This window comes from Variovorax sp. J2P1-31, assembly GCF_030317215.1.
GTDB lineage: Bacteria > Pseudomonadota > Gammaproteobacteria > Burkholderiales > Burkholderiaceae_C > Variovorax.
On sequence record NZ_JASZYA010000003.1, the window covers coordinates 965265 to 985047 of the forward strand.

Here is a 19783-nt window from a genome sequence, read left to right on the forward strand (position 1 = left end):
CACCCCATGACCGCCACCACCGCCACCTCCGGCCTCGCCGGCACCGCCACCTACAAGCCCACGAGCAGCGCCGACGGTTCGTCGCTGACCACCACCGGCTCGACCGAGGCGCAGGACCGCTTCCTCAAGCTGCTGGTCGCGCAGCTGAGCAACCAGGACCCGATGAACCCGATGGACAACGCGCAGATGACCTCGCAGATCGCGCAGATCAACACGGTCACCGGCATCCAGCAGCTCAACGACACGATGAAGAGCATGTCGACGCAGATGGGCGCGATGCAGGTGCTGCAGGCCGGCAACCTGGTCGGCCACGGCGTGCTCATCGAAGGCAACAAGCTGGCCTTCGACAGCGAAGGCAAGACCGGCATCGGCGCCATCGAGCTCGCGGGCAAGGCCAGCAAGGTCGAGGTGCAGGTGCTCACGCCGGGCGGCAAGGTGATCGACACGCTGTCGCTGGGCGCGCTCGAGGCCGGCCAGCACGGCTTCAGCGTCGACGCCAGCAAGTACCCCGAAGACACCGAGCTCAACTTCAAGGTCGTGGCCACCAACGGCTCGGCCACCGTCGAGGCCACCGCGCTGATGCACGACAAGGTGGTCGCGGTCGGCAGCGGCACCGACGGCCTCACCCTCACCCTGCTCGCGGCTGGCGTCAAGCCGTACGCCAGCGTGCGTTCGGTCCTCTGAACGCGCCCCTTCATTTCCAGGAGCATTCCCCATGAGCTTTCAGCAAGCGCTTTCCGGTCTGAACGCGGCCAGCCGCAGCCTCGACGTGATCGGGCACAACATCGCCAACGCCGGCACCACCGGCATGAAGTCCTCGCGCGCCGAGTTCTCCGAGATCTACGCGAGCTCGGCCGGCAGCCTGGGCGGCACCAACGTCGGCCTCGGCGTGTCGGTGGGCGCGGTGACGCAGCAGTTCTCGCAGGGCACGCTGAGCATCACGGGCAACGACCTCGACGTGGCCATCAACGGCGGCGGCTTCTTCCAGGTGCGCAACAACGACGGCACCACCGCCTATACCCGCGCCGGCAACTTCAAGCTGGACAAGGAAGGCAACATCATCACCAACAGCGGCGCCGCGCTGATGGGCTACCCGACCAACGCCAACGGCGTGCGCCAGAGCTTCGACGTGCAGCCGCTGCGCCTGCCCACCGGCACGCCGATCCCGGCCAAGCAGACGAGTTCGATGATGGCCGAGATCACGCTCGACGCCGCGGCCGTGGTCGCCTCCACCGCCACGCCGCCGACACCGCTCACCACCTACGGCACCTCGCTCACGGCCTTCGATTCGCAAGGCCTGGAAGTGCCGGTGGGCCTGTACTTCCAGAAGACGGCCAACAACGAGTGGAACGTCTACACCAGCATCAACGGCAGCGCGCCTTCGGCATCGACGCCCTTCCAGCTCAAGTTCAAGACCGACGGCAGCCTGGACCTCGCGAACTCGACCATCCCGAACCTCACGCTGGTCTCGCCCAACGACCCGTCGCAGACCTTCACCGCCTCCCTCGACCTGAGCAAGATGACACAGGTGAACGCGCGCTTCTCGGTGGCCGACCTGCAGCAGAACGGCTACACCGCGGGCCAGCTGGTGGGCATGAAGATCGAGGACAACGGCGTCGTCACCGCCACCTACTCCAACGGCCAGACGCAGGCCGCCGGCCAGCTCGCGCTGGTGAACTTCCGCAACGACCAGGGCCTGGCGCCCACGGGCTCGGGCTACTGGAGCGAGACCTTCGCCTCGGGCCAGCCGGTGCGCGGCGCGCCGGGCGAAGGCACCTTCGGCCACCTGCGCTCCGGCGCGCTGGAAGAGTCGAACGTCGACCTGACGGCCGAGCTGGTCAACATGATGACCACGCAGCGCGCCTACCAGGCCAACGCGCAGACCATCAAGACCCAGGACCAGGTGATGTCGACCCTGGTGAACCTGCGCTGAGCACGGCCGAGACGACGACGGACGCCGCCCGATGGACCACCTGATCTACACCGCCATGAGCGGCGCCAGCGCGGCCGCCCAGCGGCAGAGCGTGCTCGCCAACAACCTGGCGAACGCATCGACCCAGGGTTTCCGCGCGGAGCTGTCGACCTTCCGCGCGGTGCCGCTGCGCGGCGACGGCGCGACCACGCGCGTGTTCGCGCTGGAAGCCACCTCGGGCCACGACGAGAAGCCCGGCGCCATCCAGCGCACCGGCCGCACGCTCGACATGGCGGCGCAGGGCAGCGCCTGGTTCGCGGTGCAGGGCCTCGACGGCACCGAGGCCTACACCCGCGCCGGCGCCTTCCAGATCTCGCCCGAGGGCACGCTGACCACCACCGGCGGCCTGATGGTGCTGTCCGACGGCGGGTCGCCGATCGACGTGCCGCCGGGCGCCGACATCTCGGTGGGCAGCGACGGCACGGTGAGCGCGCAGACGCCGGGCACGCCCTCCTCCACCATCGGCCGCATCAAGCTCGCCAGCGCCACCGCCGAAGACCGGCTCGTGCGCAGCGAGGACGGCCTGTTCCGCACCGCCTCGCTCAACCCGCTGGCCACCGACGCCACCGCGCGCCTGGAGACCGGCGCGCTCGAGGGCTCGAACGTGAACCCGATCGAGACCATGGTCGGGATGATCGCCGCCGCCCGCCAGTTCGAGCAGCAGATGCGTCTCTTGCAGACCGCCGAGACCTCGGACAAGTCGGCCGCCCAATTGCTCAACGTGGGCTGACCGCCCGCGCACCCAGGAACCCTACGCCATGATCAATTCGCTCTGGATCTCCAAGACCGGCATGGAAGCCCAGCAGACCCAGCTGGACGTCATCTCGCACAACCTGGCCAACGTCTCGACCACCGGCTTCAAGCGCGCCAACGCGGTGTTCGAGGACCTGATGTACCAGAACCTGCGCCAGGTCGGCGCCAACAGCACCGAGCAGTCGCAGCTGCCCACCGGCCTGCAGCTGGGCCTGGGCGTGCGCACGGTGGCCACCAGCCGCTCGTTCACGCAGGGCAGCATGCAGCAGACCAACAACCAGCTCGACGTGGCGGTCAAGGGCAACGGCTTCTTCCAGGTCACGCAGCCCGACGGCACCATCGGCTACACGCGCGACGGCTCGTTCCAGGTCGATGCGCAGGGCCGGCTGGTCACCTCCTCCGGCCTGCCGGTGGCCAACGGCATCACGGTGCCGCCCAACGCGGTCAGCGTGAGCATCGCCAACGACGGCACGGTCTCGGCCACGCTCTCGGGCAACGCGGCGCCGCAGAACATCGGCACGCTGGCGCTGGCCAACTTCGTGAACCCGGCCGGGCTGGAGCCGCGCGGCGAGAACCTCTACGCCGAGACCGCGGCCTCGGGCCAGCCCAACGGCGGCACGGCCGGCACCAACGGCCTGGGCACGATCATGCAGGGCTTCCTCGAGACTTCGAACGTGAACGTGGTGCAGGAACTGGTGTCGATGATCCAGACGCAGCGCGCCTACGAGATGAACTCGAAGGCGATCCAGACCAGCGACCAGATGCTGCAGAAATTAGGGCAGCTCTGATGTCGGCCCTTCTCCGCCTCGCATCGGCCGCGCTGGCCTGCGCCTTCGTCGCCGGCTGCTCCACGCTGGCCCAGACGCCGCAGGTCGACATGCCGCCGACCGTCGCGCCCGCACTCGCGCCGCAGGCGCCGGCCGCGGCCGTGAGCCGCGCGCCCACCGGCAGCCTGTTCCAGTCGGTGCGCTACCGCCCGCTGTTCGAGGACCGCCGCGCACGCATGCAGGGCGACACGGTGACGATCCTGATCGTCGAGAATGTCAGCGCGAGCCAGAAGTCGACCTCGACCATCGACAAGAAGAGCGGCATCGACGCGGGCATCAGCGCCTTCCCGCTGCTCTCGGCCAACTCCTTCAAGCGCGCCAGCGTGAACGCCGACTCGGCCAACAACTTCGCCGGCAAGGGCGGCACCGAGAGCGCCAACACCTTCCAGGGTTCGATCACCGCCACGGTGGTCGACGTGCAGCCCAACGGCCACCTGGTGGTGACGGGCGAGAAGCAGATCGGCGTGAACCAGAACGTGGACGTGCTGCGCTTCTCGGGCACGGTCGACCCGCGCTCGATCCAGGCCGGCAGCGTGGTGAACTCGCTGCAGGTGGCCAACGTGCGCATCGAGTCGCGCGGGCGCGGCGCGCAGCAGGAGTCGCAGGTCATGCCCTGGCTCGGCCGCTTCTTCATGAACGTGCTGCCGTTCTGATATGTCCACCCCCAGTCTTCGCGCACTTCGTGTCGCTACGCCAACCCCCTCGCCGGGGGCAACACCTGCGGCCCGGCGGAGCCGGTTCCGCGGTGTTCCTGGAAGGGCTCTCGCTGCGCTCGCGCTCGGCGTGGCGCTGTTCGGGCCAGCCCACGCGGTGCGCATCAAGGAACTGGCCGCCGTGCAGGGCGTGCGAAGCAACCAGCTGACCGGCTACGGCCTGGTGGTGGGGTTGGACGGCACCGGCGACCAGACCACGCAGATGCCCTACACCACGCAGAGCGTCGCCAACTACCTGCAGCAGCTGGGCATCACGCTGCCCGACAACCGCGCGGCCCAGCTGCAATTGAAGAACGTGGCGGCGGTGATCGTCACCGCGCAACTGCCGGCCTTCGCGCAGCCCGGCCAGACCCTGGACATCAACGTCTCCTCGATGGGCAATGCCAAGTCGCTCAAGGGCGGCATGCTGGTGGCGACGCCACTGCGCGGTGCCGACGGCGAGATCTACGCATTGGCCCAAGGCAACCTGGTGGTCGGCGGCGCGGGCGCGTCGGCCGGCGGCAGCAAGGTGCAGATCAACCACCTGAGCGCGGGGCGCGTGCCCAACGGCGCGCAGGTCGAGCGCAGCGTGCCCTCGCCGCTGCACGAGGGCGACAGCGTGACGCTGGGCCTCAACGCGGCCGACTTCCAGACCGCGCGCCGCGTGGCGCAGGCCATCGACCGCAGGATGGGCCTGGGCACCGCGCGCGCCCTGGACGGCCGCTCGGTCGAGGTGCGCGCGCCCACCGACGCCAACGCCCGCGTGAACTTCATCGCCGAACTCGAGGAGATCACGCTGGAGCAGGCCGCGCCGGCCGCCAAGGTGGTGATCAACGCCCGCACCGGCTCGATCGTGCTGAACCAGGCCGTGACCCTGGGCCCCTGCGCGATCGCGCACGGCAACCTGTCGGTCACGATCAGTTCGACGCCGGTGATCAGCCAGCCCGCACCGCTGTCGGGCGGCCGCACGGTGGTGGCCGAGCAGGCCAGCATCCAGATCAAGCAGGAGCCGGGCATCCTGATCCAGGTGCCGAACTCGCCGCAGCTGTCGGACGTGGTGCGCGCCTTGAACGCACTGGGCGCGACGCCACAGGACCTGCTGGCGATCCTTCAGGCCATCAAGGCTTCCGGCGCGATGAACGCGGAGTTGGAAGTCATCTGAAGCCATGGCGATCTCGAACTCGATCCCGGCGATGAACAGCAACAGCCTCGCGGCCGACGCACGTTCGCTGGACTCGCTCAAGCTCGCCGCGGGCGCCAACGACCCCAAGGCGATCAAGGAAGCGGCCAAGCAGTTCGAGTCGCTGTTCATGCGCGAGCTGCTCAAGAGCATGCGCGAGGCGACAATGAAGTCGGGCCTGATGGACAGCGACGGCGAGAAGCTGGGCACCGACCTGCTCGACCAGCAGTTCGCGGTGCAGCTCTCGGGCATGCCCGGCGGGCTGACCGACGCGATCGCGCGCCAGCTCACGCAGCAGATGACGGGCAACGCGCGCGGCAGCGTGCCGACCGTGTCGCTGCCTTCCGCCGCGACCCGCATCAATCCGACGGCCTCGCAGAACGGCTTCGTGACGCAGCACACGGCCGCGGCCGAGCGCGTGGCGCAGGCCACGGGCATCCCGTCGAGCTTCATGATCGGCCAGGCCGGGCACGAGACCGGCTGGGGCCGCAGCGAGATCCGCAACGCCGACGGCAGCAACTCCTTCAACCTCTTCGGCATCAAGGCCGGCCCGGGCTGGGCCGGCAAGGTGGCGACCATCACCACCACCGAGTACATCGACGGCGAGCCGCGCAAGGTGTCGGCGAAGTTCCGCGCCTACGACTCCTACGAGGCGTCGTTCCGCGACTACGCACGGCTGATCGGCGAGAGCCCGCGCTACGCGCAGGCGCGCGCCAGCACCGGCTCGGCCGCGGCCTACGCGACCGAGCTGCAGCGCGCGGGCTATGCGACCGACCCGGCCTATGCGGCCAAGTTGAGCCGCGCCATCAATTCGACGCTGCTGATCCAGCGCTCCCAACAGGCCTGAGGCCCATCCCCTCCCATGAGTTCCCTGCTCAACATCGGCACGCGGGCGCTGCTCGCCAACCAGGTCGCGCTGTCCACCACCGGCCACAACGTGGCCAACGCCAACACGGTAGGCTACTCGCGCCAGAGCGCGGTGCTGCAGCAGGTCCCGGGCCAGTACACCGGGGGCGGCTACATCGGCAGCGGCGTGACGGTGAGCACCATCGAGCGCGCCCACAACGAATTCCTCACGCGCCAGGCCGGACTTGCCCAGTCGGTGGCGGCCATGGACAGCACGCGCGCCGATCGCCTGGCTTCGCTGGAAGACATCTTCAAGGGCGGTGCCAGCGGCCTCGGCGCCTCGGTGAGCGACATGCTCAACGCCTTCACCGACGTGGCGAGCGCGCCCAACGACATCAGCGCGCGCAACGTGGTGCTGACGCGCGCCGACGAGATGGCCTCGCGCTTCCGCAACGCCCAGTCGCAGCTCGACGACCTGCAGCGCGGCGTGAACGCCCAACTGGGCGACGCCGTGACCTCGATCAACAGCATGGCCCAGCGCGTGGCCGCGCTGAACCTGCAGATCGCGCGCACCACCGGCGGCGGCCAGAGCCCCAACGACCTGCTCGACCAGCGCGACCAGCTGATGCGCCAGCTCGGCCAGCAGGTGCAGGTGACGACCGTCGATGCCGGCGACGGCACGCTCAGCGTGTTCGTCGGCAGCCAGGCGCTGGTGCTGGGCACCACGGCCGCCACCATGTCGCTCACCATCGGCGACAACGGCACCCGCCAGCTGGCGATGACGCGCGGCACGCTCACCACGCCGCTGGACGAGGCCACGCTGGGCGGCGGCGAAGTGGCGGGCCTGCTGCGCTTCCAGAATTCGGACCTGGTGGCCGCGCGCGACAGCCTCGGGCGCATGGCGCTGGCGATCAGCAGCGAGCTCAACGCACAGAACCAGCTCGGGCTGGACCTCGACGGCCATGCCGGCGCGGCCATCTTCCGCGCCATCGCCATCCCCGATGCATCGGCCAGCACCGCCAACACCGGCAACGCGACGCTCGTCGCGAGCGTGAACAACGCCAGCGCGCTGGTGCCCTCGTCCTACCAGGTGAGCTTCGGCAGCGCCGGCGCGATCGAGGTGACGCGCCTGTCCGACGGCAAGCGCAGCAGCTTCAGCGGCCCGCTGCCGCTGCAGATCGACGGCCTGACCTTCGAGCTCAACGCGGGCACGCCCGCGGCCGGCGACAGCTTCGTGATCAAGCCCTATGCCAACGCCGCGGGCGGCGTGGCGATGGCGATGACTTCGCCGCGCGAGATCGCGGCCGCCAGCCCGGTCGAGGCACGGCCCGCCGCGGCCAACACCGGCAGCGTGAGCGTGGCCTCGCTGGCCGCGACATCGAACAACGCCAACCAGGGCGCCACCGTGACCCTGACCTTCGCGGCCGACGGCAGCTACAGCGTGTCGGGCACGGGCACGGGCAACCCGACGGGCCAGCCCTACGTGGCCGGCCAGCCGATCGCCTTCAACGGCTGGTCGCTGACCCTGAGCGGCACACCCAAGGCCGGCGACGTGATCACCGTGCAGGCCGCGACGCCGGGCTACAGCAAGCTCGGCGCGGGCAACGCGGGTGCGCTGGCGGGGCTGCGCGACAAGGCGATGTTCGACGGCGCCTCGATGGTCGACGGCTACGCCGGGCTGATGGCGCAGATCGGCGTGCGCTCGCAGAGCGCGCAGTACGCGGCCGACGTGTCGGGCAGCATCGCGGCCAACCTCGAGACCGAGCGCGCCAACGGCGCCGGCGTGAACCTCGACGAAGAGGCCGCCAAGCTGCTGCAGTACCAGCAGGCCTACCAGGCCTCGGCCAAGATGATCCAGATCGCGCAGACCGTCTTCGACTCGCTGCTGCATGGCATGGCCTGAGGCCGCGCTCCACCTCCCGCACCCAGGAAAAGAACGCCATGAGCACACGCCTCGCGACCGGCAACACCTACGACAACGCGCTCAACCAGCTGATGACGCGGCAATCGCAGCTCTCGCGCCTGCAGGAGCAGATGACCGCGAGCAAGCGGGTGCTGCGACCGAGCGACGACCCGACCGGCGCGGCGCAGGCCGAACGCGCCCAGACCCGTATGGCGCGCGTGGCCACCGACCAGCGCGCGCTCGAGGTGCAGCGCAACGCGGTGGCCACGGCCGAGTCGACGCTGGGCGATGCGGTCACGGCGATGCAGAGCTTCCGCACGCTGGTCGTGCAGGCCGGCAACCCCGGGCTCTCGGCCACCGACCGCGCCAGCATCGCGCAGCAACTGAGCACCTTGCGCGACCAGTTGCTGGGCTATGCGAACACCAAGGACAGCAACGGCCTGCCCCTGTTCGGCGGCCTGGGCAGCACCGACGCGCCCTTCGTCGATGGCGGCGGCGCGGGCGTGAGCTACCAGGGCATCGCGGGCCAGGCCGCCACGGGCGAGCTGGCGGTGCCGGCCTCACTTGATGGCCACGCGACCTGGATGGACGTGCCGACCGGCAACGGCGTGTTCACGGTCGCGCTGGGCGCGGGCACCTCGAAGGTGTCGAGCGATGCCGGCAAGGTCACCGACCCCACGGCGCTCACCGGCCACGGCTACCGCATCGAATTCAGTGTCAACGCGGGCGTGACCCAGTACGAGGTGATCGACACCACGACCAACACGGCCGTGCAGTCCGCCCAGCCCTACAAGAGCGGCCAGGCGATCGGCTTCGACGGCCTGTCGCTGGTGGCCAGCGGCACGCCGGCCGCGGGCGATTCGCTCGAGATCGCACCCAGCACCCGCACCAGCCTGTTCGGCGTGCTCGACCAGGCGATCGCCGGCCTGCGCGACGCCACCGGCAGCAGCGCGGTGGCGCAGACCGTGTCCCAGGCGCTGTCGCAGATCGATGCGGCCAGCGCGCGGCTGTCGGCCACGCGTGGCCGCGCGGGCGACCTGCTCAACCGGGTCGACAACATCACCGACCGGCAGGCCACGCGCAGCCTGCTGCTCGAAGCCGACCGCTCGCGCGCGGAAGACCTGGACGTGGTCAAGGCGCTGTCGGAATTCAAGGCCAAGGAAACCGCGTACTCGGCCGCGCTGGGCTCGTACGCGCAGATCCAGAAACTGTCCCTGTTCAACTTCCTCGGCTGACGGCCGCATCCTTCCCTCTTCCATGGCGCAATCGGTTCTCGGCAGTCTCACCCTCGGCTATCGCCCTCTCTGGAACAAGGCCCGCGCGCTCGCCGGCGTGCAACTCTTCGTGCATGCCGACGACCAGGGCATCGACGGCCAGCACCTGCTGCGCACGCTGGCCGAGCAATGGTCGGCCGAATCGCCGCTGCTGCTGCTGTCGCCCAGCGCCCCCGACCTGCTCGCCGGCCTGCTGGCCCATGCCACGGCCGGCGGCCCGGCGATCGTGGTGCCCCAGGCCTGGCTCGACCGCGGCGGCGTGCGCGATGCACTGCGGCTGGCCCATCAACGCGGCGTGCACCTGCTCGCCAGCGGTGCACCGGCCGCGCTGGCCGATGCCGGCGCCGAGCGCTGGGCCAAGCAGCGCGCCCTGCGCCTGGCCCCCGCCGATGCCGCCGGCGCGCTGCAGGCCGCCCTGAAATCACGCCAGGCCGGTGCCGCCGGCCGCATGCTGGGCCGCGCGGCCGACAGCCCGGTCCAGGCCAACGCGCTGGTCGAGGGCGTGGCGAGCCGCGCGCTGGCCGAGCATGCGCTGGACCAGCAGGGCGCCTGGGCGGTGGCCGGCTGGCCCACCGAGGACGTGCTGCACCGCTACGCCGGCCAGCCGCTGCCGCCGACGCGCCGCACCATCGTGCAGGCGATGAATGCGCTGGACAGCGAACAGTCGCTCGACCGCATCGAACAGGCCTTCGGGCAGGAACCCAGCCTGGCCTACCGGCTGTTCCTGTACCTCAACTCGGCCGGGCTGGGGCTGCGCAACGGCGTGTCCTCGCTGCGCCACGGCTTCATGATGCTGGGCTTCCGCGCGCTCAACACCTGGCTGGCCGAGCAGCTGCCGCACGCCAGCGAAGACCCCAACCTGCGTCCCGTGAACGCGACCATGGTGATGCGCGGCCACCTGATGGAGCACCTGATGGACGCGGGCATCGAGGACGACCTCCGGCGCGAGGTCTATCTGTGCGGGCTGTTCGCGCAGCTCGACCTGGTGCTCGACGAACCCTTGCGCGCGAGCTTCGCGCGCATCCCGCTGGCTGACCGCATCGTGACCGCCGCCATCTCGGGCACCGGCCCCTATGCGCCTTCTCTGCAGGTCGCGTTCGCGCTCGAATCGGAGGATCCGCAGCCGCTGCGCGCGCTGCGGCAGGCCTACGAGATGGGCACGGAGGAGATCAACCGCGCGCTGCTGCGCACGCTGGCGGCCTTGCCACGCTGAAGCGCCGCACGAAGCACCCAGGGCCAGGCGCGGACCTGGCTTTTTTTCGCCTGTCGAGGCCGCATCCGATGCCTTGCCAACATCGAACGCACAAAGCAAAACACCCACTGAAAAGTGGGTGTTTTGGGTATCAGCTGGTAGGCTGATATGTTGGTTGCGCGAGCAAGATTTGAACTTGCGACCTTTGGGTTATGAGCCCAACGAGCTACCAGGCTGCTCCATCGCGCGGCAAGCTAGAAGTATACCTTATTCTGCGGCGCTTTGCTCGTCAGAAGCTTCTTTAATTTCGGGACGGTCGACCAGTTCGACCAATGCCATCGGCGCGTTGTCGCCCACGCGGAAACCCATCTTCAGGATGCGCGTGTAGCCGCCCGGACGCGTCGCGAAACGCGGGCCCAGATCGGCGAAGAGCTTGACAACGCTGTCGCGGTCGCGCAGGCGGTCGAAGGCCAGGCGCTTGTTGGCGAGCGTGGGGTTCTTGGCCAGCGTGATCATCGGTTCGATGACGCGGCGCAGTTCCTTGGCCTTGGGGACCGTGGTCTTGATGACTTCGTGCTCGATGAGCGAGTTCATCATGTTCTGCAGCATCGCAAGGCGGTGCGAGCTGGTGCGGTTGAGTTTGCGGAGTCCGTGTCCGTGACGCATGGTGCTTTTCCTTTACTTTATAAAAACAGGCAGCCGTATCAGGTACTGCCCATTGCACTGGCCTGCTTCTCGCGAAGCGGGGGCCGATTACTTTTTGGCCGAATCGCGGATTATCGCTTATCGAGGCCGGCCGGCGGCCAGCTTTCGAGCTTCATGCCCAAGGTCAGGCCGCGCGAAGCGAGCACTTCCTTGATTTCGTTGAGCGACTTGCGACCCAGGTTGGGGGTCTTGAGCAGCTCGTTCTCGGTGCGCTGGATCAGGTCGCCGATGTAGTAGATGTTCTCTGCCTTGAGGCAGTTGGCCGAACGCACGGTGAGTTCGAGCTCGTCGACCGGGCGCAGCAGGATCGGATCGAACTGCTGGGCGCTGCGCGGCGCGGGTGCGTCGAATGCAGCGAGTTCGCCGCCTTCGAGCTGCGCGAACACGGCCAGCTGTTCCACCAGGATCTTGGCCGAGGCACGCACCGCATCTTCAGCGGTGATGGCGCCGTTGGTTTCGATTTCGATCAGCAGCTTGTCGAGGTCGGTACGCTGTTCCACACGGGCGCTTTCGACCGTGTAGCTCACGCGCTTGACGGGCGAGAACGAGGCGTCGAGGACGATGCGGCCGATCGACTTCGTCGGTTCGTCCGCATAGCGGCGCATCGTGCCGGGCACGTAGCCGCGGCCCTTTTCCACCTTGATCTGCATGTCGAGCTTGCCGCCTTGCGACAGGTGCGCGATCACGTGATCCGGGTTGATGATCTCGACGTCGTGCGGCGTCTGGATGTCCGATGCCAGCACCGGGCCGTCGCCGTCCTTGCGCAGGCTCAGGGTCACTTCATCGCGGTTGTGGAGCTTGAACACCACGCCCTTGAGGTTCAGCAGGATGTTGACAACATCTTCCTGGACGCCATCGATCGACGAGTACTCGTGGAGCACGCCGGCGATCGTGACTTCGGTGGCCGAATAACCGACCATCGACGACAGCAGCACGCGACGCAGCGCGTTGCCGAGCGTGTGGCCGTAGCCGCGCTCGAAAGGCTCGAGCGTGACCTTTGCCTTGTTGGCGGCCATTTGCTCGACCTGGATGGTCTTGGGTTTCAGCAGGGTGGTTTGCATGCAGACTTCCTCTCAATACCCCCGGTTCGTTACACCGGTAAGGCTGGTGAAGCGCCCGGCGGGTCGATCCCGGCGGGAACAAAAAAACAAAAACGAGCCGCATGGCGCGGCTCGTTGGGTCCGCTTAGCGCGAATACAGTTCCACGATCAGCGATTCGTTGATGTCGGCAGCGAATTCGTCGCGATCCGGAACCTTCTTGAACACGCCTTCCGCCTTGTCGGCGTTCACGTCCACCCAGGCCGGGATGCCGACCTGTGCAGCCAGCTGCAGCGCTTCGGCGATACGGGTCTGCTTCTTCGACTTGTCGCGCACGGCGATCACGTCACCGGTCTTGACCAGGTACGACGCGATGTTGACCGACTGGCCGTTCACGGTGATCGCGCGATGCGACACCAGCTGACGTGCTTCAGCGCGGGTCGAGCCGAAGCCCATGCGGTAGACGACGTTGTCCAGGCGCGATTCGAGGATGAACAGCAGGTTCGCGCCGGTGTTGCCACGGCGGCGATCGGCTTCTTCGAAGTAGCGGCGGAATTGCTTTTCCAGCACGCCGTACATGCGCTTGACCTTCTGCTTTTCACGCAGTTGCAGGCCGAAGTCAGAGGTGCGCTGACCCGAGGTGCGGCCGTGCTGGCCGGGCTTGGAGTCGAACTTCGACTTGTCCTGGATCGAACGGCGAGCGCTCTTCAGGAACAGGTCGGTGCCTTCACGGCGGGAAAGTTTGGCCTTGGGGCCGAGGTAGCGTGCCACGTGATCTTCCTTTGTGTCATCTGCTGCAGGGTTGGCCTGCAGGAGCCATCAGCGGCGTGCCGATGGCGGTGGGCTTGTTGAAAACAAAACGCGCAGCCGCTGTGAAGCAGGCTGCGCTGGAGCTTCGACGCTTAGATGCGGCGACGCTTCTGGGGGCGGCAACCGTTGTGCGGAACCGGGGTCACGTCGGCAATGGAATTGATCCGGATGCCGAGCGCAGCCAGGGCGCGCACCGACGATTCGCGACCGGGGCCGGGGCCCTTGATCTCGACGTCGAGGTTCTTGATGCCTTGTTCGACAGCAGCACGACCGGCCACTTCCGACGCCACCTGGGCTGCGAAAGGCGTCGACTTGCGCGAACCCTTGAAGCCCTGGCCACCCGACGAGGCCCACGACAGGGCGTTGCCCTGGCGGTCCGTGATCGTGATGATCGTGTTGTTGAACGAGGCGTGCACGTGAGCGATACCGTCGGCAACGTTCTTGCGAACCTTCTTGCGGACGCGCTGTGCGGCGTTATTGGCAGGAGCTTTAGCCATGCTGTTTCAATCCTTATTTCTTCAGGGACTGCGCGGCCTTGCGCGGACCCTTGCGGGTACGGGCATTGGTGCGCGTGCGCTGGCCGCGCATCGGCAGGCCACGGCGATGACGGAAGCCGCGGTAGCAACCGATGTCCATCAAGCGCTTGATGTTCATCGTCGTTTCGCGGCGCAGATCGCCTTCAATGGTGAAGAGAGCGATCTGGTCGCGGATCTTCTCGAGATCAGCGTCGGTCAGATCCTTGATCTTCTTCGAATATTCGATGCCGCTCGCTTCGCAGATTTGACGGGCGCGGGTGCGACCGATACCGAAAATGGCGGTCAGGCCGATTTCAGCGTGCTTGTGCGGCGGGATGTTGATGCCTGCAATACGTGCCATGTGCGTCCTCTAATACTTCTTTGACTTAACCCTGGCGCTGCTTGTGGCGCGGGTCAGAACAGATCACACGAACCACACCCTTGCGGCGGATGACCTTGCAATTACGGCAGATGGGTTTGACCGAAGCCGAAACTCTCATTTCATTCTCCTAAAACTGTTTAACGTGGCGTCAGCCGCCCGGACTCAATACTTGAAACGCCAGTCCTACGATGTCTTGAAGTTGGCCTTCTTGAGCAGCGATTCGTACTGCTGCGACATCATGTAGTTCTGTACCTGGGCCATGAAGTCCATCGTCACGACCACGATGATCAGCAAGGAGGTGCCGCCAAAATAGAACGGCACGTTGTACTTGAGGATCAGGAACTCCGGCAGCAGGCAGACGAAGGTGATGTACACCGCGCCGGCCAACGTCAGGCGAACCAGGATCTTGTCGATGTAGCGGGCCGTCTGGTCACCCGGACGGATGCCCGGGATGAACGCACCGCTCTTCTTGAGGTTGTCGGCCGTTTCCTTGCTGTTGAACACGAGAGCCGTGTAGAAGAAGCAGAAGAAGACGATCGCAGCAGCGTAGAGCATCACATAGATCGGCTGACCCGGTGTGAGTGCCCCGGCAATGTCCTTGATCCAGCGCATGCTGTCACCGGTGCTGAACCAGCCCACGACGGTGGCCGGCAGCAGGATGATCGACGACGCGAAGATCGGCGGGATCACGCCAGCCATGTTCAGCTTCAGCGGCAGGTGCGACGACTGGCCACCGTAGACCTTGTTGCCGACCTGGCGGCGCGCATAGTTCACGAGGATCTTGCGCTGGCCGCGTTCGACGAACACCACGAAGTAGGTCACCAGGACCACGACCGCGATGATGAAGATGGCCACGATGGGGTTCATCGCGCCGGTCGTCACCAGCGAAGCCAGGCCGCCGATGGCGCTGGGCAGGCCGGCCGCGATACCCGAGAAGATCAGGATCGAGATGCCGTTGCCCAGACCACGCTCGGTGATCTGCTCGCCGAGCCACATCAGGAACATCGAACCGGCCGTGAGGCTGATCATGGCGGTGAGCCGGAAGCCGAAGCCGGGTGCGATCACCAGGCCGGCCGACGATTCGAGTGCCACTGCGATGCTGAAGGACTGGAACAGCGCGAGGCCCAAAGTGCCGTAACGCGTGTACTGCGTGATCTTGCGCCGCCCTGCCTCGCCTTCCTTCTTCAATTGCTCGAAGGTCGGCACCACGTAGGTCATCAGTTGCATGATGATCGACGCGGAGATGTACGGCATGATGCCCAACGCGAACACGGTGAAGCGCGACAGCGCACCGCCCGAGAACATGTTGAACAGGCTCAGGATCCCGCCCTGCTGCCCCTGGAACAACTGCGCCAGCTGGTCCGGGTTGATGCCCGGAACAGGGATGTGCGCGCCGATCCGGTACACCACGAGTGCGAGCAGCAAAAAGACCAGCCGACGACGCAGGTCGCCGAACTTGCCTGTTTTTGCGAGCGTTGCCGCGTTAGTAGCCACGAAGGATCTCTCTCAGTCCGGTGTCTTCAGGCGACGCTGCCGCCGGCAGCTTCGATCGCTGCCTTGGCGCCGGCGGTTGCGCCGATGCCCGTCAGCTTGACGGCCTTGGTCAGTTCGCCGGTCTTGATGACCTTGACGACCTTGATCATGTGGCCGACGAGGCCGGCTTGCTTGAGCGCCAGCAGGTCGACTTCGGCCAGGCCGAGGGCTTCCAGCGAGGTCAGCGTGACTTCGTCGTTGTACTTGAGCGTCTGCGACTTGAAGCCGCGCTTCGGCAGGCGACGCTGCAGAGGCATTTGACCGCCTTCGAAGCCCACCTTGTGGAAGCCGCCTGCACGCGACTTCTGGCCCTTGTGACCGCGACCTGCGGTCTTGCCGATGCCGGAGCCGATACCGCGGCCGACGCGACGCTTTGCGTGCTTGGCGCCGGCGGCGGGCTTGATGCCATTGAGTTCCATATCAGTCTCTCTTACAGAACCTTGACCAGATAACTGATCTTGTTGATCATGCCGCGCACCGCGGGCGTGTCTTGCAGCTCGCTCACGCTGTTGACCTTGCGCAGGCCGAGGCCACGCACGGTCGCGCGATGCGATTCCTTGGTGCCGATCGGGCTCTTCACCAGCTGCACCTTGACGGTTTGTTGTTGGGTCGTCATGTCGATGCTCCCGTTCAAGCGAACAGCTCTTCGACCGTCAGGCCGCGCTTGGCAGCGACAGCCGACGCGGTCGTCGAGTTCTTCAGGCCGTCCAGCGTGGCGCGGACCATGTTGTAGGGGTTCGACGAACCATGGCTCTTGGCCACGATGTCGGTGATGCCCAGCACTTCGAACACGGCGCGCATCGGGCCGCCGGCGATGATGCCGGTACCCTTGGGAGCCGGGATCATGACGACAGAAGCGGCGCCATGGTGACCCGTCACGCGGTGGTGCAGCGTGCCGTTCTTGATCGAGATCTGGAACAGGTTGCGGCGGGCTTCTTCCATGGCCTTCTGCACGGCAGCAGGCACTTCCTTCGACTTGCCCTTGCCCATGCCGACCTTGCCGTCGCCGTCACCGACCACGGTCAGCGCTGCGAAACCGAGGATACGACCACCCTTCACCACCTTGGTGACGCGGTTGATCGCGATCATCTTCTCGCGCAGGCCGTCCTCGGGTCCTTCGTTCTGCGTTCTTGCTTGAATCTTTGCCATTTTGAATCTCGTGTCCGGTTAGAACTGCAAGCCGGCTTCGCGGGCTGCGTCGGCCAGCGCCTTGACGCGGCCGTGGTACGCGAAACCTGCGCGGTCGAAAGCAACCTTCTCGACGCCGGCAGCCTTCGCCTTTTCAGCGATGCGCTTGCCGATCGCGGTGGCGGCAGCGGCGTTGCCGCCCTTGCCGGAACCGCCGAGCGTGCTGCGAACTTCGGCTTCGGCCGTCGACGCGGTCGCGATCACCTTGGTGCCGTCGCCGGAGATGACGGTGGCATAGATGTGCAGGTTGGTGCGGTTCACCGTCAGACGGGCCACGCCTTGCGTCGCGATCCGGATGCGGGTCTGACGCGAACGGCGCAGACGCTGTGCTTTTTTGGTCAACATCATTTTGCTGCCCCTTACTTCTTCTTGGTCTCTTTGATCACGATCTTCTCGTCCGAATACCGGATGCCCTTGCCCTTGTAGGGCTCGGGCGGACGAACAGCGCGGATCTCAGCGGCGATTTGACCAACGCGCTGACGGTCAGCACCCTTGATCACGATTTCGGTCGGGGTCGCGGTGGCCACGGTGATGCCTTGCGGCATGTCGAAGTTGACCGGGTGCGAGTAACCGACTTGCAGGTTCAGCTTGTTGTTCGAAGCTGCAGCCTTGTAGCCGACGCCGACGAGGTTGAGCTTCTTCTCGAAGCCCTTCGTCACGCCGACCACCATGTTGTTGACCAGCTGGCGCAGCGTGCCGCTCATCGCATTCGCTTCACGCGATTCGTTGGCGGGTTCGAAGCTCAGCTTGCCGTCGTTGTTCACGACATTGACCAGCGCGTTGCGGGCCAGGTTGAGCGAACCGCCCGAACCCTTGACGCTGATCTGGTCTTCCTTGATCGACACATCCACGCCAGCGGGGATGGTGACGGGCATTTTTCCTACTCGGGACATTTCAGTGACTCCTTGATGTCTCGGTTAGGCGACGTAGCACAAGACTTCGCCACCGACGCCGGTAGCGCGAGCCTTGCGGTCGGTCATCACGCCCTGGGGGGTCGTGACGATGGCGACGCCGAGGCCGTTCTGGACTTGCGGGATGGCTGCGCTGGCCTTGTAGACACGCAGGCCGGGACGGCTCACGCGCTCGATGCGCTCGATGACCGGGCGGCCAGCGTAGTACTTCAGCGTGATGACGAGTTCGGACTTGCCGTCTTCGGTCTTCACTTCGAAGCTGTCGATGTAGCCTTCGTCCTTGAGGACTTGTGCGATCGCGGCCTTCACCTTGGAAGACGGGATCGACACGGTCGGCTTCGCCACCATTTGCGCGTTACGGATACGCGTCAACAGGTCGGCAATGGGATCACTCATGCTCATGTTTTTTGCTCCTGCCTGGCTTACCAGCTGGCCTTGGTGACACCGGGGATGTCGCCGTTGAAAGCCAGTTCGCGGATCTTGGCGCGGGCCAGACCGAATTGACGGAAGGTGCCACGCGGACGGCCGGTGATTTCGCAACGGTTGCGCTGGCGCGTCGGGTTGGCGTTGCGCGGGAGCTTCTGCAGGCCCAGGCGGGCAGCAGCGCGCTCTTCGTCGCTCTTCTTCGTGTCGTTGGAGATCGCCTTCAGTTCGGCGTGCTTCGCTGCGTACTTGGCGACCAGCTTGTCGCGCTTGATTTCGCGCTGGATCAGGGATTGTTTAGCCACGGTTCGCCTCAGTTCTTGAACGGGAAACGGAAGCCGGCGAGAAGCGCCTTGGCTTCCTCGTCGTTCTTGGCCGTCGTCGTGATGCTGATGTTGAGACCGCGCAGGGCATCGACCTTGTCGTATTCGATCTCGGGGAAAATGATCTGTTCCTTGACGCCGATGTTGTAGTTGCCACGGCCGTCGAACGCACGGCCGGAGATGCCGCGGAAGTCGCGAACACGCGGCAGCGCGATGGTCACGAAACGGTCCAGGAACTCATACATCTGCACGCCACGCAGCGTGACCATGCAGCCGATCGGTTGCATTTCGCGGATCTTGAAGCCGGCGATGGCCTTCTTCGACTTGGTGACGACGGGCTTCTGGCCGGCGATCTTCGTCAGGTCGCCCACGGCGTTGTCGAGCACCTTCTTGTCGGCGACCGCTTCACCCACACCCATGTTCAGGGTGATCTTGGTGATGCGGGGAACCTGCATCGGCGACTTGTAGCCGAACTTTTCAGTCAGCTCTTTCGCGATCTTGTCGCGGTAGATTTGTTGGAGACGTGCCATCTGAATGCTCCTTAGGCGGTCTTGATTTCGTCGCCGCTGGACTTGAAGATCCGCACGCGCTTGCCGTCGGCGATCTTGATGCCCACGCGATCGGCCTTGCCGGTCGCTGCATTGAAGATGGCCACGTTGGATTGGTGGATCGGCATGGTCTTTTCGGTGATGCCACCGGTCGTACCCTTGAGGGGGTTCGGCTTGGTGTGCTTCTTGACGATGTTGATGCCGTCGACGATCAGATGCGAGTCGTCCTTGCGCAGCGAGACGGTGCCGCGCTTGCCCTTGTCACGACCGGCCAACACGATGACCTGGTCGCCTTTGCGAATCTTGTTCATGGCGTTGTGTCCTTACAGAACTTCGGGAGCCAGCGAGACGATCTTCATGAACTTCTCGGTGCGCAGTTCGCGCGTGACCGGTCCGAAGATGCGGGTGCCGATCGGCTCCAGCTTGGCGTTGAGCAAAACGGCGGCATTGCCGTCGAACTTGACGAGCGAACCGTCTGCACGACGGATGCCCTTGGCGGTACGCACCACGACGGCGCTGTAGATTTCGCCCTTCTTGACGCGACCGCGGGGGGCGCATTCCTTGATGCTGACCTTGATGACGTCGCCCACGCTGGCATAACGCCGCTTGGAGCCACCGAGCACCTTGATGCACAGGACGGATTTCGCGCCCGTGTTGTCGGCCACTTCGAGCCGGGATTCAGTTTGGATCATTTCGATTGGTTCCCAACTTGTACCGAGAAACCGCCTCATGGCAGCACCGCAGTCAGTCTTGGGCCCGTCGTCAACG

Annotated in this window: 27 protein-coding genes and 1 tRNA gene; 10 read left to right on the top strand and 18 right to left on the bottom strand. The window is 66.1% G+C overall.

What is annotated here, in order from left to right; genetic code table 11:
- The first annotated feature begins 6 nt into the window (after positions 1-6).
- From QTI20_RS24325 to QTI20_RS24370, 10 genes are read left to right on the top strand one after another with little or no spacing between them, the layout of a single operon-like run.
- A complete protein-coding gene (locus QTI20_RS24325; RefSeq protein WP_286553677.1) occupies positions 7-684 on the top strand; it encodes a flagellar hook assembly protein FlgD in 678 nt (225 codons plus the stop codon).
- A 31-nt stretch (positions 685-715) separates the two neighbouring features.
- The gene (gene flgE, locus QTI20_RS24330; RefSeq protein WP_183028330.1) at positions 716-1933 is read left to right on the top strand and encodes a flagellar hook protein FlgE; all 1218 of its coding nucleotides are present in this window, start codon (positions 716-718) and stop codon (positions 1931-1933) included.
- A 31-nt stretch (positions 1934-1964) separates the two neighbouring features.
- Positions 1965-2702, top strand: coding sequence for a flagellar basal-body rod protein FlgF (flgF, locus tag QTI20_RS24335; RefSeq protein ID WP_286553676.1), 738 nt, complete (start codon positions 1965-1967; stop codon positions 2700-2702).
- A gap of 28 nt (positions 2703-2730) precedes the next feature.
- Positions 2731-3513 carry a flagellar basal-body rod protein FlgG gene (gene flgG / locus QTI20_RS24340; RefSeq protein ID WP_286553674.1) on the top strand — a complete coding sequence of 261 codons (783 nt, stop codon included), beginning with the start codon at positions 2731-2733 and terminating at the stop codon, positions 3511-3513.
- Complete coding sequence (locus QTI20_RS24345; RefSeq protein WP_219211246.1) at positions 3513-4205, top strand: flagellar basal body L-ring protein FlgH; 693 nt, start codon at positions 3513-3515, stop codon at positions 4203-4205. The genes flgG and QTI20_RS24345 overlap by 1 nt, the downstream gene beginning before the upstream one ends.
- Before the next feature lies 1 nt (position 4206).
- The gene (locus QTI20_RS24350; RefSeq protein WP_286553671.1) at positions 4207-5406 is read left to right on the top strand and encodes a flagellar basal body P-ring protein FlgI; all 1200 of its coding nucleotides are present in this window, start codon (positions 4207-4209) and stop codon (positions 5404-5406) included.
- Positions 5407-5410: 4 nt separating this feature from the next.
- On the top strand, positions 5411-6271 hold the full coding sequence (flgJ, locus tag QTI20_RS24355) for a flagellar assembly peptidoglycan hydrolase FlgJ (protein ID WP_286553669.1): 861 nt from the start codon (positions 5411-5413) through the stop codon (positions 6269-6271).
- A 15-nt stretch (positions 6272-6286) separates the two neighbouring features.
- On the top strand, positions 6287-8173 hold the full coding sequence (gene flgK / locus QTI20_RS24360) for a flagellar hook-associated protein FlgK (RefSeq protein ID WP_286553668.1): 1887 nt from the start codon (positions 6287-6289) through the stop codon (positions 8171-8173).
- A 38-nt stretch (positions 8174-8211) separates the two neighbouring features.
- Positions 8212-9408, top strand: a complete 1197-nt coding sequence (flgL, locus tag QTI20_RS24365) for a flagellar hook-associated protein FlgL (RefSeq protein ID WP_286553667.1) — start codon at positions 8212-8214, stop codon at positions 9406-9408.
- A 22-nt stretch (positions 9409-9430) separates the two neighbouring features.
- Entirely contained in the window at positions 9431-10660 is a 1230-nt protein-coding gene (locus QTI20_RS24370; RefSeq protein WP_183028323.1) for an HDOD domain-containing protein, read from the top strand.
- A gap of 151 nt (positions 10661-10811) precedes the next feature.
- Here the strand turns inward: QTI20_RS24370 and QTI20_RS24375 are convergent.
- The 18 genes from QTI20_RS24375 to rplN all read right to left on the bottom strand — a co-directional run bounded on the left by QTI20_RS24375 (position 10812) and on the right by rplN (position 19707).
- A tRNA-Met gene (locus QTI20_RS24375) sits at positions 10812-10888 on the bottom strand.
- Positions 10889-10906: 18 nt separating this feature from the next.
- Entirely contained in the window at positions 10907-11305 is a 399-nt protein-coding gene (rplQ, locus tag QTI20_RS24380; protein WP_286553664.1) for a 50S ribosomal protein L17, read from the bottom strand.
- Positions 11306-11415: 110 nt separating this feature from the next.
- Positions 11416-12405, bottom strand: a complete 990-nt coding sequence (locus QTI20_RS24385; RefSeq protein WP_183028321.1) for a DNA-directed RNA polymerase subunit alpha — start codon at positions 12403-12405, stop codon at positions 11416-11418.
- Positions 12406-12529: 124 nt separating this feature from the next.
- A complete protein-coding gene (rpsD, locus tag QTI20_RS24390; protein ID WP_183028320.1) occupies positions 12530-13153 on the bottom strand; it encodes a 30S ribosomal protein S4 in 624 nt (207 codons plus the stop codon).
- Positions 13154-13284: 131 nt separating this feature from the next.
- Positions 13285-13689 carry a 30S ribosomal protein S11 gene (gene rpsK / locus QTI20_RS24395; RefSeq protein ID WP_009124825.1) on the bottom strand — a complete coding sequence of 135 codons (405 nt, stop codon included), beginning with the start codon at positions 13687-13689 and terminating at the stop codon, positions 13285-13287.
- Between the two features lie 13 nt (positions 13690-13702).
- Positions 13703-14068, bottom strand: a complete 366-nt coding sequence (gene rpsM, locus QTI20_RS24400; RefSeq protein ID WP_013544105.1) for a 30S ribosomal protein S13 — start codon at positions 14066-14068, stop codon at positions 13703-13705.
- Between the two features lie 25 nt (positions 14069-14093).
- Positions 14094-14207 (bottom strand): 50S ribosomal protein L36, encoded by a 114-nt coding sequence (gene rpmJ, locus QTI20_RS24405; RefSeq protein ID WP_140840881.1) that lies wholly within the window; start codon positions 14205-14207, stop codon positions 14094-14096.
- A 65-nt stretch (positions 14208-14272) separates the two neighbouring features.
- Positions 14273-15583, bottom strand: a complete 1311-nt coding sequence (gene secY / locus QTI20_RS24410; RefSeq protein WP_183028319.1) for a preprotein translocase subunit SecY — start codon at positions 15581-15583, stop codon at positions 14273-14275.
- Between the two features lie 26 nt (positions 15584-15609).
- Positions 15610-16041: a 50S ribosomal protein L15 gene (rplO, locus tag QTI20_RS24415; RefSeq protein WP_183028318.1), complete on the bottom strand. Its 432-nt coding sequence runs from the start codon at positions 16039-16041 to the stop codon at positions 15610-15612.
- 11 nt (positions 16042-16052) lie between these two features.
- On the bottom strand, positions 16053-16238 hold the full coding sequence (rpmD, locus tag QTI20_RS24420; protein ID WP_183028317.1) for a 50S ribosomal protein L30: 186 nt from the start codon (positions 16236-16238) through the stop codon (positions 16053-16055).
- Positions 16239-16252: 14 nt separating this feature from the next.
- The gene (rpsE, locus tag QTI20_RS24425; RefSeq protein WP_183028316.1) at positions 16253-16771 is read right to left on the bottom strand and encodes a 30S ribosomal protein S5; all 519 of its coding nucleotides are present in this window, start codon (positions 16769-16771) and stop codon (positions 16253-16255) included.
- A gap of 18 nt (positions 16772-16789) precedes the next feature.
- Positions 16790-17155 (bottom strand): 50S ribosomal protein L18, encoded by a 366-nt coding sequence (gene rplR, locus QTI20_RS24430; RefSeq protein ID WP_183028380.1) that lies wholly within the window; start codon positions 17153-17155, stop codon positions 16790-16792.
- 14 nt (positions 17156-17169) lie between these two features.
- Positions 17170-17703 (bottom strand): 50S ribosomal protein L6, encoded by a 534-nt coding sequence (rplF, locus tag QTI20_RS24435; RefSeq protein ID WP_286553655.1) that lies wholly within the window; start codon positions 17701-17703, stop codon positions 17170-17172.
- A gap of 24 nt (positions 17704-17727) precedes the next feature.
- Complete coding sequence (gene rpsH / locus QTI20_RS24440) at positions 17728-18123, bottom strand: 30S ribosomal protein S8 (RefSeq protein ID WP_183028314.1); 396 nt, start codon at positions 18121-18123, stop codon at positions 17728-17730.
- 20 nt (positions 18124-18143) lie between these two features.
- The gene (gene rpsN / locus QTI20_RS24445; RefSeq protein WP_286553653.1) at positions 18144-18449 is read right to left on the bottom strand and encodes a 30S ribosomal protein S14; all 306 of its coding nucleotides are present in this window, start codon (positions 18447-18449) and stop codon (positions 18144-18146) included.
- Between the two features lie 8 nt (positions 18450-18457).
- Positions 18458-18997, bottom strand: a complete 540-nt coding sequence (gene rplE / locus QTI20_RS24450; protein ID WP_286553651.1) for a 50S ribosomal protein L5 — start codon at positions 18995-18997, stop codon at positions 18458-18460.
- Positions 18998-19008: 11 nt separating this feature from the next.
- On the bottom strand, positions 19009-19326 hold the full coding sequence (gene rplX, locus QTI20_RS24455) for a 50S ribosomal protein L24 (protein ID WP_183028311.1): 318 nt from the start codon (positions 19324-19326) through the stop codon (positions 19009-19011).
- Between the two features lie 12 nt (positions 19327-19338).
- A complete protein-coding gene (gene rplN, locus QTI20_RS24460; protein WP_068630284.1) occupies positions 19339-19707 on the bottom strand; it encodes a 50S ribosomal protein L14 in 369 nt (122 codons plus the stop codon).
- Positions 19708-19783: the final 76 nt, after the last annotated feature.